Origin of the sequence: Vulcanococcus sp. DEBay_Sum22DG08_74, from assembly GCF_017852955.1 — a bacterium.
Taxonomy (GTDB): domain Bacteria; phylum Cyanobacteriota; class Cyanobacteriia; order PCC-6307; family Cyanobiaceae; genus Vulcanococcus.
In genome coordinates this window covers 24,239-36,048 of record NZ_JAFMKL010000009.1, presented here as the reverse complement: position 1 = coordinate 36,048, position 11,810 = coordinate 24,239, and the positions used below count along the sequence as shown (strand labels likewise).

General features: G+C 66.6%; 14 protein-coding genes and 1 tRNA gene. 6 read left to right on the top strand and 9 right to left on the bottom strand.

Annotated elements, in window-relative coordinates; translation table 11 throughout:
• The 3 genes from QZ184_RS02625 to QZ184_RS02615 form a co-directional block, all read right to left on the bottom strand.
• Positions 1-250: DUF1815 family protein (locus QZ184_RS02625; protein WP_296418020.1), on the bottom strand; the 250-nt coding region annotated here is incomplete at its 3' end.
• Positions 251-329: 79 nt separating this feature from the next.
• Entirely contained in the window at positions 330-572 is a 243-nt protein-coding gene (locus QZ184_RS02620; RefSeq protein WP_296416102.1) for a DUF2839 domain-containing protein, read from the bottom strand.
• A 46-nt stretch (positions 573-618) separates the two neighbouring features.
• Complete coding sequence (locus QZ184_RS02615; RefSeq protein ID WP_010314899.1) at positions 619-2,055, bottom strand: helicase; 1,437 nt, start codon at positions 2,053-2,055, stop codon at positions 619-621.
• Between the two features lie 41 nt (positions 2,056-2,096).
• Here QZ184_RS02615 and QZ184_RS02610 point away from each other — a divergent pair, with 41 nt between their 5' ends.
• Positions 2,097-2,951: a prephenate/arogenate dehydrogenase gene (locus QZ184_RS02610; RefSeq protein WP_296418017.1), complete on the top strand. Its 855-nt coding sequence runs from the start codon at positions 2,097-2,099 to the stop codon at positions 2,949-2,951.
• On the opposite strand, the gene crtD is transcribed toward QZ184_RS02610, so the two are convergent.
• Entirely contained in the window at positions 2,948-4,450 is a 1,503-nt protein-coding gene (gene crtD, locus QZ184_RS02605) for a C-3',4' desaturase CrtD (RefSeq protein WP_296416099.1), read from the bottom strand. The genes QZ184_RS02610 and crtD overlap by 4 nt on opposite strands.
• Between crtD and QZ184_RS02600 the strand changes: the two genes are divergently transcribed.
• Positions 4,443-5,393 carry a fructosamine kinase family protein gene (locus QZ184_RS02600; RefSeq protein WP_296418015.1) on the top strand — a complete coding sequence of 317 codons (951 nt, stop codon included), beginning with the start codon at positions 4,443-4,445 and terminating at the stop codon, positions 5,391-5,393. The genes crtD and QZ184_RS02600 overlap by 8 nt on opposite strands.
• 9 nt (positions 5,394-5,402) lie before the next feature.
• On the opposite strand, the gene QZ184_RS02595 is transcribed toward QZ184_RS02600, so the two are convergent.
• Complete coding sequence (locus tag QZ184_RS02595; RefSeq protein ID WP_010314878.1) at positions 5,403-5,768, bottom strand: CAAD domain-containing protein; 366 nt, start codon at positions 5,766-5,768, stop codon at positions 5,403-5,405.
• Between the two features lie 42 nt (positions 5,769-5,810).
• Between QZ184_RS02595 and QZ184_RS02590 the strand changes: the two genes are divergently transcribed.
• Both QZ184_RS02590 and moeB read left to right on the top strand, forming a co-directional pair.
• Positions 5,811-6,287 carry a M67 family metallopeptidase gene (locus QZ184_RS02590; protein WP_296416097.1) on the top strand — a complete coding sequence of 159 codons (477 nt, stop codon included), beginning with the start codon at positions 5,811-5,813 and terminating at the stop codon, positions 6,285-6,287.
• Between the two features lie 25 nt (positions 6,288-6,312).
• Positions 6,313-7,485 (top strand): molybdopterin-synthase adenylyltransferase MoeB, encoded by a 1,173-nt coding sequence (moeB, locus tag QZ184_RS02585; protein WP_010314875.1) that lies wholly within the window; start codon positions 6,313-6,315, stop codon positions 7,483-7,485.
• Positions 7,486-7,535: 50 nt separating this feature from the next.
• Here moeB and QZ184_RS02580 read toward each other — a convergent pair whose 3' ends face one another.
• A complete protein-coding gene (locus QZ184_RS02580; RefSeq protein ID WP_010314872.1) occupies positions 7,536-8,735 on the bottom strand; it encodes a cob(I)yrinic acid a,c-diamide adenosyltransferase in 1,200 nt (399 codons plus the stop codon).
• An 80-nt stretch (positions 8,736-8,815) separates the two neighbouring features.
• Here QZ184_RS02580 and larE point away from each other — a divergent pair, with 80 nt between their 5' ends.
• Positions 8,816-9,631 carry an ATP-dependent sacrificial sulfur transferase LarE gene (larE, locus tag QZ184_RS02575; RefSeq protein ID WP_296418024.1) on the top strand — a complete coding sequence of 272 codons (816 nt, stop codon included), beginning with the start codon at positions 8,816-8,818 and terminating at the stop codon, positions 9,629-9,631.
• On the opposite strand, the gene QZ184_RS02570 is transcribed toward larE, so the two are convergent.
• The 3 genes from QZ184_RS02570 to recF all read right to left on the bottom strand — a co-directional run bounded on the left by QZ184_RS02570 (position 9,621) and on the right by recF (position 11,684).
• Positions 9,621-9,890, bottom strand: coding sequence for a Rho termination factor N-terminal domain-containing protein (locus tag QZ184_RS02570; protein WP_010314868.1), 270 nt, complete (start codon positions 9,888-9,890; stop codon positions 9,621-9,623). The genes larE and QZ184_RS02570 overlap by 11 nt on opposite strands.
• Positions 9,891-10,002: 112 nt before the next feature.
• Positions 10,003-10,479, bottom strand: a complete 477-nt coding sequence (speD, locus tag QZ184_RS02565) for an adenosylmethionine decarboxylase (RefSeq protein WP_010314867.1) — start codon at positions 10,477-10,479, stop codon at positions 10,003-10,005.
• Between the two features lie 26 nt (positions 10,480-10,505).
• Complete coding sequence (recF, locus tag QZ184_RS02560) at positions 10,506-11,684, bottom strand: DNA replication/repair protein RecF (protein ID WP_296418012.1); 1,179 nt, start codon at positions 11,682-11,684, stop codon at positions 10,506-10,508.
• A gap of 29 nt (positions 11,685-11,713) precedes the next feature.
• Between recF and QZ184_RS02555 the strand changes: the two genes are divergently transcribed.
• Positions 11,714-11,787, top strand: a tRNA-Arg gene (locus QZ184_RS02555).
• Positions 11,788-11,810 lie beyond the last annotated feature (23 nt).

Genomic DNA, 11,810 nt, shown 5'->3' with positions numbered 1-11,810 from the left:
CAAGCTTCACCAGCTCATGGCCGTTGCGGGACTCCACCCAGCTGATGCCGAAATCCGAAACCAAAAAGCGCACCATGTGCTCATCGCCCAAGCTGGCGACGAAGGATGCGCCGTGGCCGTCCTGACCATCGCCGCAGACATAGCAAGTGGCGGCAATTCCCTGACGCTGCAGACCCTCAGCAAGAGCACGCAGGCTCATCACCAAGTCCTCAACAACGGAGCGGTACTGCTCAGCTAGGCGCGCGAACATGACCGCCGCAACTCAAGAATAAATCGATCCTAATCTTTTCTTCAGATTTGCGCGAGCAAGGATGTTCGCCCCCTGACGATTAACCGTCGGCCAGGGTCCACCAGCCCAAGGCGGGGCCGAGGAAGCGCACCGTCAGCCAGAAGAGCACCAGCGCACCAATGCCGATCCAGGCGCCACGGGTGGTGACGGAGACGAACTGCTCACCCTGGCGCTGGGTCAAGGGCAGCCAAGGAGCCAGACGCGGTGAGGTGTCCTTGGCCTTCTCGCTCTTCTTCTCGCGGGGGGGCAGACCCTGTTCCGAGCGACGCTTGGCCTCTCCCATTGCTGCTGTGCTGCGCGGCGCGGTCAGGCTACGGGGACTCGGCCACTTACGGGTTGGGGAGCAGTCGATGCAGGGCCACCCAGGGCTCCAGGGCCTCGAGCACCTGACGGCCCCAACCCCGGCGCCTCAAGCGGCCGTCAAGGACGGCCAGACGACCGCCGTTGCGCCGTAAACCAGCAATCGAGCGCTGCAGTCGGCCCAGGGCTTCAGGCAGCAGCAGCTCCCGGAACCAATCACGACCCTGCAGCCGCAGAGCCGCCACCCGAGCCGCCGTGAGCGGGTCCTCCAGGCTCGAGATGGGCAGGGTGGCCGCGATCAGCTGACAGGGCAACGGCAATCGCTGTTGATGCTCAAGCCACCAACTCCAGCTGCAGCAGAGGACGCCATTGGCCTCAGGAGCAGTGAGCTCATGGCCCACTCGACTGCCGAATTCCGCCGCCAAGGCACTGGTCAGTCCCAGCCTCAACCCCTCGTCATCAAGCACAACCACCGTCAGGCCGGCCTGCCCCAAGACCAAGCGGCGGCACTGATCCAGCAGATGGCTGGGGTAGTGGGGAGCATTCGGCAGGGCCTGCCCCTGGGGAGCAAACAGGGGCAAGGGATCCAGCAGGGGCGGATCCGCGAGGCTCACCTCCACCTGGGGCTCAATCCCGAGTCCTGAAGGGGCCGGTTGCGGCCAGGGGCCAACCACCACCAAGCCACGGCCGCTGAGGAGCCCGGGCATCACGGTGCAGGGATCCAGGGGCTGGCGATGCAGGGTCCACTGCAGCAGGGTTGGATTGACCGAGGCCCAACTGGTCCAGTCCTCGCCCGCGACGGAAAGCCACTGGGGCCAGGGCTCCGGCAGGGGAGACAGGACCCCCAGCAACTGCCGCAAGGGGGCCTCATCATCTGGAGTGATGGGAACCCGCTGATGGGGACCGCAGGGCCGGGCCAACAGCCGGCGACTCAAGCGTTCATGCAGCTGCAGCAGGCTGGGGGCAGCGGCGGGAAGGCTGCGGCGCAACTGCTCCCAGTGCTCCGTTTCAATCACCACCTCCAGGGCTTGGCGCAGCAGCGGCTGCAGCAGCTCCCCCTCCGGGACCACAAGCTGGCGATCCGCCAGTTGACCGCTGCGCCAGGCCGCCACCAAGGCGTCGTGCTGCAGCAGCCAGAGCGGTGCCGACTCCGGTGCCGTCGTGCCCTCCCAGCAGGGGAGGTTCAAGCCAACGGCCTGGAGCCGGGGCAACTCCACCGTCAACAGACGCTGGCGCAGAGCCGGGCTGACCACCAACGCCACGGGGCTGTTGTTGAGAGCCAAGGGCACCAACAGGCCCAGCAGCCAGCTGGGATCACTGCCGGGGGCCAGACGCACCAAGGTCTGATCCGAGCGCCGCAGGCTGCGGGCCACCAACCGGCTCAAGGTGAGGTGGTGGGGCCAGCGGGTTTCCCCCTCCAGGCGGAGGAGCGCCTTGAGCTGTTGGTGGGCCTTGGCTTCCAACATCGGGGAATCGTAGGAAGCTGGGACGAGACAACTGTTCAGCGATGACAACCCACTGGCGAGAGCGACCCATCGGGATCGTGGGCCTGGGGTTGATCGGCGGATCCCTGGGCCTGGATCTGCAAGCCCAGGGACTCGAGGTCCGGGCCTTGGTCCATCGCCGCAGCACCGCCGAGCGGGCCCAGGAGCGGGGGCTGGCCCAGAGGATCGACACCGATCCGGCGGTGTTGCAGGACTGCGGTTTGGTGATCCTGGCCTTGCCCTTGGATCGCCTGCTGGAACCAGACCCCAGCCTGGTGGCGGCCCTGCCGGCCGACGCCGTGATCACGGATGTGGGATCGGTCAAGCAACCGATCCAGGAGCGCTGGGCATCGCTGCACCGGCGCTTCGTGCCGAGCCATCCGATGGCGGGGACGGCCCAAGCCGGGGTGGAAGCGGGCCTTGCCGGTCTCTTTCAAGGGCGTCCCTGGGTTGCCACCCCCACAGCCGAGACCGATCCAGAAGCGCTGACGGCAGTGCGCGGCCTGGCGGAGAGCATCGGCGCCCACTGGCTGGAGTGCCCCGCCGCGGCCCATGACCAGGCCGTGGCCCTGATCTCCCACATGCCTGTCCTGGTCAGTGCCGCGCTGCTGCAGAGCGCCGACAGCGGCGGAACCGCGGCCCCAGCCCTCGTGCGGGCCCTGGCCTCCAGCGGCTTCGCCGACACCAGCCGCATCGGCGGCGGCAATCCCGAACTGGGCACCTTGATGGCGCGCACGAACCGCGCCGCCGTCCTCAGCGCCTTGGAGCAGTACCAACGGCAACTGCAACAGCTGCAGAGCTTGGTGGAGGGAGAGCAGTGGGAGGCCCTGCAGCAGGAGCTGGTGCACTGCCAGGCCCTGCGACCTGAATTCCTCTAGCTGCTGAGCACCAGGGAGCGCCCCTTGCTCTGCAGTAACTGGCGGCAGGCCATCAAGGCCGAGAGGCTCACCCCAGCGGTGCCCTCACCGGGATAAATCGCGTCGCCGCAGAGCCAAAGCCCCGCCAGGGGAGTCCGGCTGGCCAAGCCAAAGGGACCAAAGCGGCTCGGGTGCTGGCCCAGGCCACCGACAAAGCCGAAGGGTCGGCCCGTCCAGCCCGCAAACCCCCGCGGGGTAGCCAGCTCAGCATGGCGGTAGTCCTCCAGCCTCAGACCCAAGAAGGCCTCCAGCGCCGCCTGGATCCCCGCCATCGCCTGCTGTTTTTTGCGCTGGTACTCAGGCTCAGGCAGATCAAACCAAGGCTTAGCCGGGGTGAAGACACTCGCAATCAAGGTCGCCTGCCCCGCCGGGGCCCGTCCATCGCCCTCGGCGCTGAAGGAGAGAAAGACGCTGCCGGGGTCCTGCCAATCCAGCTGGGCATGCAGCCCCAGTCCCTTGGGCAGGCGATCGCGATCCACCGCGGCATAGAGCACCAAGGCACCCGATGGATCCGGGAAGCCGGCGATGCGACGGCCATAGGCCGCTGGCAGGGACTCTCCGAGCAGAGCCGGCAAGGTCTGAGGTGGCAGCGCACAGACCACATCAGCCGCCTCCAGCGCAAAGGGCTTCTGGCCTGGCCCCTCACCGCTCAGCTGCCAACCACTGCCGCCAGGGCGCATCTGGCTCAGCCGATGGCGCAAGCGCAGGCTCCCCCCCCTGGCCTCCAGGACCTGCTCAAGGGCCTGGCAGAGCTGCTGCATCGAACCGTGGAGGTGCCAAAGCCCAAGCGGCTCCTGGGCCATCGCCAACACCGTGGCCCCGTAGAGGGCCGCCGTCTGGTCGGCGGGCTCCTGGGAATAGAGGCGCAGCTGAAGATCCAAGAAGCGCCGCAGGCGCGCATCCCCCGCGCAGCCGCTGAGCACCAGCAAATCGGCAACCGTGGCGGTCGTGAACAGGCCACTGGCCAAGGTGCCGGCCCCCAGGGCCCCCAGCAGTTGGCGCAGATCCCAAAGCGTGCGCGGCGGAAGCACCGGATCACGGGCGGCGAAGGCCCAATTGCTGCTGTGCAACAGGGCACAGAGGGCCCAAAACCGTTCACTTCCTGGGAACTGGCGCTCGCGCTCCTGGCGCCATCGCTCGGGATCCCGCCAGAGGTGCACCGGTTCCTCAGCGGTGCTGAGCTGCACGCTGCAGCCGGGATTCAAGGGAGTGGCCTCGGGCAGAGGGACACCGAAATGGGCCATCAGCCGCTGATGGATCCCCCCCGGCTCAAACCCCGCCACCTGGGTTGCCCCCACATCAAAGACGTAGGGACCACGGCGAAAGGTTCCAGCGCAGCCACCGGTCTGGCTGTGGGCCTCCAGCAACTCCACCTGCAGGCCTTCTGCGGCCAGCAGTGCGGCTGCGGTCAGGCCGGCAATGCCCCCTCCAACGACTGCAACATCACAGGATTTGCCCATCGCGGCATGCTGGCAGCGCCCCTCCCTCCACCGCGTCGTGGCCATCCCGCAGGCGTTCTCAGACTGGATCGAGGCCACCAGCGGGGCCCGGCTGCTGAAGCGCTCACCGGTGGGTGGAGGCTGCATCCACAGCGCCTGGCGGCTGGCCCTGGCCGATGGGCAGGAGCTCTTCGCCAAAACCAACCGCGCCGAACTGCTGCCGGTGCTCGAGGCTGAAGCCCAGGGGCTGGAGGCCCTGGCCAGGGCCATCGAGCAGGGGCAATCGAGCCTGCGCGTTCCGCGGCCCTGCGGCCTGGGCCTCGCCGGCGGCGAAGCCGTGTTGCTGCTGAACTGGCTGGAGCTCGGCACGCCAACGGATCCAGCCCAGGCCTGGGAGGCCCTAGGGGCCGGACTGGCCCAGCTGCACCGGGGCAGCCTCATTGGCCATGACGGACGCTTCGGCTGGGAGCGCGACAACTTCATTGGCTCTGGCCCCCAAGCCAACCGCTGGGGAGAGACCTGGGGCGCGTTTTTTGCCGAGCAGCGCCTCAGGCCCCAGCTCAGCTGGGCGGCCGACTCAGGACACGCGCTTCCTGGAGCCGAGGCCCTGCTCGAGCGGGTACCGCTCTGGCTCGCGAAGCACCCAGCTGAGCCCTCCCTCGTCCACGGCGACCTCTGGAGCGGGAACGCTGCGCTACTTCAGGGCGGCGGCGGCGCCATCTTTGATCCGGCCGTCTACCGCGGGGACCGGGAGGTGGATCTGGCCATGGCCCAGCTCTTCGGCGGTTTCCCCCGCAGCTTCTTCAACGGCTACGAACGGGAATGGCCCCTGGAAGCGGGCCACCAGCGGCGGGTCGAGCTCTACAACCTGTATCACCTGCTCAACCACGCCAATCTCTTTGGCGGTGGCTACTGGCAGCAAAGTGCCGCCAGCATCACCGCGCTCCTGCACACCTGGCCGTAAGGGACTGAGTCAGCCCAGGTATTCCTTGCGCAGACCCTGGACCTTGTTGATCACGGCGGTGCGCTTGTCGCTGGTGGTGAGGTTTTTCCAGCTCCACTGACCCACGACCACCAGGCCCAGCAGCTCCAGCAGACCAGGAACCACAGGCAGCAGGTTGATGGTGTCCAGCACGCCCTTGATCAGGACCTGGGCGACGATCACGATCACCAGAACGCCCACACCCTTACCGATGCGGCCCATCTGGTTCCAGTCCACCTTGTCCAGGGTCTCGTTGACCTTGGAGAGCACCTCGGTGTAGCGCTCGGTGAAATTCGCGCCGGCCTCTTCTGCAGCTGGAGTTGCCGATTCCTTCAGATCGTTGCTGTCGTCGGTCATCAGGATGGGCTTGGATTAAAAACCTCGACACAAGGTATCCGGGTGACTGCCCAAGCGCCAGACCAGTTGCGCGTTGATGGTCATTGGCTGATGGTTTTGGAGCGCACCCTCAACGCCGCCCTGCCGGAAGAGGGTTGTGCTCTCCTGCTGGGCAAAACCAAGGGCAAAAGCCTGGAGCTGCATCGGGTTTGGCCCTGCTGCAACCGCTGGGAACCGGCCCGGGAACGGGACCACCGCTTCCTGCTTGATCCCCGCGAGCAGCTGCTCGCGCAGCGCTGGGCCCGGGAGCATGGGCTCCAGGTGATCGGTTCAGCCCACAGCCATCCCACCAGCGCCGCCATCCCGTCCCAAACCGACCGGGAGCTCTGCTTTGGGCCCACCTTGATGGTGATCGCCTCAGGCCTGGGCAACGAGCGCTGGCGGGCCTGGTGGCTGTCCGGGGATGACGACGCCTGCGAGCCCCGTGAATTGCCTTTGCGACAGGGGCTGGCCGCAGGGGACCAGCGTTTGGGAAAGTAGGGAGCTGGAAAGCGATCGGCACTCCATGCTTCCCCTTGACACCACCGGCATCGAGCTGAGCCCCGATGAGGTGGCCCGTTTTGCGCGCCACCTGATCCTGCCGGAAGTGGGCATGGAGGGTCAAAAGCGGCTCAAAGCCTCTTCTGTCCTCTGCGTGGGCACCGGCGGACTGGGCTCCCCTCTGCTCCTTTATCTGGCTGCGGCTGGCGTCGGCCGCATCGGCATCGTCGACTTCGACGTGGTGGATCACTCCAACCTGCAGCGCCAGGTGATCCACGGCACCAGCTGGGTCGGCAAACCCAAGATCGAATCGGCCAAGGCGCGAATCCTCGAGATCAACCCCCACTGCCAGGTCGATCTCTACGAGACGGCCCTCAGCAGCGAGAACGCCCTCGACATCGTTCGCCCCTACGACATCGTCTGCGACGGGACCGACAACTTCCCCACCCGCTACCTGGTGAACGACGCCTGCGTGCTGCTGGGCAAGCCCAACGTCTACGGCTCGATCTTCCGCTTTGAAGGCCAGGCCACGGTGTTCAACCTGGATGCCGAAAGCCCCAACTACCGCGACCTCTTCCCTGAGCCCCCGCCGCCGGGCATGGTTCCCTCCTGCGCCGAGGGCGGCGTGGTGGGCGTTCTGCCCGGAATCATCGGCGTGATCCAGGCCACCGAGGCGGTGAAGATCATCACCGGCATCGGCACCACCCTCAGCGGGCGCCTGCTGTTGTTTGATGCCCTGGGCATGAAGTTCCGGGAGCTCAAGCTGCGCCCCAACCCGGAGCGCCCGGTGATCGACAAGCTGATCGACTACCAGGAGTTCTGCGGGGTCGGCGGCACCGCACCCGGCCAAGAGGAAGCCGGCTCCGTCGAAAGCATCAGCGTCAGCGAACTGAAGACCCTGCTGGATGGGGACACCTCCGGCATGGTGCTGATCGACGTGCGCAACCCGCCCGAAGCGGAGATTGCGGTCATCCCAGGAGCCGAGCTGATTCCCCTCGACCACATCGAGAACGGAACCGCCGTGGAGCGGATCAAGCAGCTGGCCGACGGCAAGCAGCTCTACGTCCACTGCAAGCTCGGAGGCCGCAGCGCCAAGGCCCTGATTGCCCTCAAGCGCCACGGCGTTGAAGGCATCAACGTGGCCGGCGGCATCGATGCCTGGAGCCAAGAGGTGGACAGCTCAGTCCCCCGCTACTGATTGCAAGACCTCAGCCCGGGGACTCCCCGGGCTTTTTTCATGGTCAGCGCTCAGTAATCCACGCCGCGCTTGAGGTCCACCCCACGTTCGGCGTAGTGCTTGTGGCAGACCATCTCGGAGTGGACGCTGGCCAAATCGAAGTAGGCCGGGGGGTGCTTGCAGCGTCCGGTCAGGATCACTTCAGTCTCAGCCGGCTTGCGCAGCAGGGTTTGCACGATCGGCTCCACCGGAATCAACTCCAGATCAACGGTGGGGTTGATCTCATCGAGGATCACCGTCTTGTAGAGACCACTGGAGATCGCCGCACGGGCGATCTCCCAAGCGCGCTCGGCCTCGACGTAATCAATCGGCTGCTGCTGACCGCGCCAGACGATGGCGTCCCGGCCCGAGCGCAGGTGATCCACCAGATGGGGGTAGCTCTCCCGTAGGGCCGCAATCGCCGCGTCCTCGGTGTAGCCGTTGCCCCCCTTGAGCCACTGCAGGATCAACACCCTGTGGCTTTTGTCCTGGGAGATGCCGCGGCCAATGGCCTGCAGGGCCTTGCCCAGGGCACTGGTGGACTTGCCCTTGCCCTCGCCGGTGTAGACCTCAACCCCCTCGAGGCCCGCCAAGACCGGCTCACCGGTTTGCTCCTCGAAGGCCGGGGTATCGGGGCGCCGGTGGGCGCGCATCTCCGAGTGGAGGTCTGCAATCTGCACCAAGGAGCGAGGAGCGCCCCGACCGGTGACGATCACCTCCATGCCCGCGGGCTTGGCCGAGAGGGTGCGCACCACCTCCTCGGCATCCAACAAGCCGAGATCCAGCACGGGGTTGAGCTCATCGAGCACCACCACCGAATAGAGCTCGCTGGCGATGGCCCCCTTGGCGATGGTCCAACCCCGCTGGGCCTCTTGCACGTCCACGCGGGTGACCTCATCGGCGCCAAAAAATTCGCCGCGGCCGGTGCGGACCTGGTCGATCAGATGGGGGAAACCCTGCTGCAGCGCTTCGATCGCCGCGTCTTCGTCGTAGGAGCGACCGGGCCCCTTCAGAAAACGCAGCAACAGCACCCGGGTCTGCTTCTGCTCGCAGATGCCCAAGCCAATGGTCCGCAGGACGACCCCGAGGGCCGCCTGACTTTTGCCTTTGCCTTCGCCGTCGTAGACGTGAACCTGGCCGCGACTGCGCTCGCTGCCATCGGCGGCGGTTCGGATCCCAATGCCGCGTCCGGTGCTGCGACTAGTGCTGGCAGAGGTTGCCTGCGGAGCCATCGACGAGCCTCTTACCGTTGGATCCTAACGAGAGTGTTTTGAAGCCAGGGCACCCCATCGTTGAACAACTGGAGCCTCCCTTGGTGGAGGCCCTCGGGGCCCTGCGGCAGCGCATTGCGTCGCTTCCGGCGGCCATCGTCGCCTACTCCGGCGGAGTCGACAGTGCCTTGGTGGCCGCCATCGCAGCTGAACAGCTGGGCGATCGCGCCCTGGCGGTCACCGGCATCTCACCGGCCTTGGCGCCCCACCTCCGAGCAGAAGCGCAGCAGCAGGCGGCCTGGATGGGCATCCAGCAGCAGGAACTGCCCACGGCCGAGCTGAACGATCCGGCCTACAGCAGCAACCCAGAGAACCGCTGCTACGCCTGCAAGCGGGAACTCCACAGCGTGATCGCTGAACTGGTCGGCCAACTCGACGAGCAATGGCGCGGTGCCAGCGTTCTCGATGGCGTGAACCGCGATGACCTCGGCGACCATCGCCCCGGCATCGAGGCGGCGCGGGAGCGGGGGGTCTCATCGCCCCTGGCGGAACTGCAGATCGACAAAGCCGGGGTGCGTGCCCTCTCGCGGGCCCTGGGATTCCCCTGGTGGGACAAGCCCGCTCAACCCTGCCTGGCCTCACGTTTTCCCTACGGCGAAGGCATCAACGCTGAGCGACTGCAGCGGGTCGGCGCCGCCGAAGCCTGGCTGCGGCAGAGGGGATTTCAGGAACTGCGGGTGCGCAGCCAGGGGGAAACGGCCCGCATCGAGGTGCCCCCCTCAGCCCTGCAACGCCTGGTGGAGGAGCCCACCCGCACTGCCGTTGTGGAGGCCCTGCTGGGCCTGGGCTTCAGCGCCGTCAGCCTGGATCTTGAGGGCTTGGTGAGCGGAAAGCTCAACCGGGCCCTCAAGCGCTGAGCAACTCCTCAATCAGATCTGCCTTGCGCAGGCGGCTCACTCCGGAGAGCCCCCGGGCACGGGCCAGCTGCTGCAGTTGCACCACCGTCTGGCCCTCCAACTGGGTGCGCGGGGAGGGACGGTGGTCAAGCTTCGGTGGCGCGGGGGGAGCGGCGAGCGCCTGATCTGCGGCGGCGGGGACCCGGGAGGCCAGGGTCAACAGCGCCAAGCTGCCGCCGGTGATCAGCGCCGCCTCGATGGCAAAGGTGATCTCCTGCATGGGGGGAGAGATCGAGATTGGCGGCATTACAGCCAATCCTTCCAAGAGACGCCACTGGTGCACGGGCACAAAAAAGCCCCCCGCTGGCGGGAGGCTCGGTGTTCGATCGCAATCAGGCTGCGATCAGATCGGGTTCACGCTCGGCGTCGGCCACAGCCTCAGGGGTCTCGCGGCGGAAGCTCTTGAGCTTGTAGTTACCTGCGTTGAGCTCTTCGCTCAGAACGATGCAGGCCCGCTCGGGCATGGTGTGGTCACCGCAGGTGAACACGTCCACAGCGGCGTAGCCCGACTCGGGCCACGTGTGGATGGAGATATGGGATTCGGCCAGAAGGGCCAGCCCCGTCACACCCTGAGGTTGGAAGTGGTGGGTGATCAGATTGAGCAGGGTCGCGCCAGCACGCTTCGCAGCGGTGGTGAGGGCGTTCCTGATGAAAGCTTCGTCGTCGAGCTTGTCAGCGTCGCAGTTGTACAGCTCGAGGATGCAGTGTTTACCCACCATGTCGGTGGCACTGGGTGCTTGGGGGCTAGCGGAGAAGGTCTCAGCTCCAGTCCATCCCGGGTTGGGGTGGAGACAGGCTGCTTGGCTCATCAACGTGAGGCAAAGAGTTCAAGACTTTACTGGCCAGGGAGCACCATTCCTGCCTCAACGGTGACCACCTGAGAACCCTGATGCCAACCGCCGTTAAAGGCCCCCAGGTGGGTCGCGCTCACCAGGCACTGATGCCCCTGGCCCACGGCCTCCAGCAACAGCTCTTGCCGCCCGGGGTCGAGCTCCGCCAAGACGTCATCCAGCAGCAGCAGTGGTGGCTCGCCCCAGAGTTGATGCACCAGCTCGAGTTCCGCCAGCTTCAAGGCCAGGACCAGGGTGCGCTGCTGTCCCGCTGATCCATAGCGGCGGGCCGGCTGGCCGCCCAGCTCCATCGCCACCTCATCGCGATGGGGGCCGACGCTGCACTGGCCCAGTCGCAACTCCTGGGGGCGCTGCAGCAGCAACTGCTCCGCCAGGGCATCCCGCCAGGGGGCTTCCGCCTCCTCACCCTCGAGCTGACTGCCGGGGCAGTAGCGCAGACCCAAGAGTTCACGGCCATCGCTGAGGCGGTGCTGCCAAGCCTGGGCCAGGGGTTCCAGCCGCCGCAGCGCCCGCAGCCGCCGGCGGTGCAGCCGGGTTCCGATCAAGGCCATCTGCTGGTCAAAGGCATCCAGCAGCCCCTCAAGCTGGGACTGGGGGAACCCGCGCCGCAGCAGCTGGGAGCGCTGGCGCAGCAGGCGGCCGTAGCGACTGAGCAACTCGGCATAGACCGGCTCGAGCTGCAGCACCACCCGATCCAGCCACTGCCGGCGCAGGGCAGGCTCACCGCGCACGAGCTCCAGGTCCAGGGCGCTGAAACCGACGCAGCGCAGGGGACCAATCAACTCGTGCTGACGCTCCAGCACCTTGCCGTTCCGGCGGGCCTGCCGCCCCCCCTGCCGGCGCAATTCCAACTCCAGGCGATCGCCGCCGTCACAGTCGGCGGCGATCAACCCCTGCCGCTCCCCCTGCTGAATCAAATCCCGGTCGCTGCTGCAGCGGTGGGAGCGAAGACTGCCGAGCAGCTCGACCGCCTCCAGCAGGTTGGATTTGCCCTCACCATTGCGGCCAATCACCAGCAATCGCGGGGCCTCGAGGGTGAGGCTCAGCGCTCCGTAATTACGGAACTGACGCAGCTCCAGGCGGTGCAGCCGAATGGGTCTCTGGGGCCGTCTGACCAGTAAGGTAAGGCGGTGACGGTGGTCTGCTGCCTGCACACGACCCATCTGAGCAACAGATCTTGCTCAGGCCGCATGGGCATGTAGCTCAGTTGGATAGAGCATCAGATTCCGGTTCTGAGGGTCGGGGGTTCGAGTCCCTCCATGCTCGTGATCAGGTCCTAGACCCGTCAC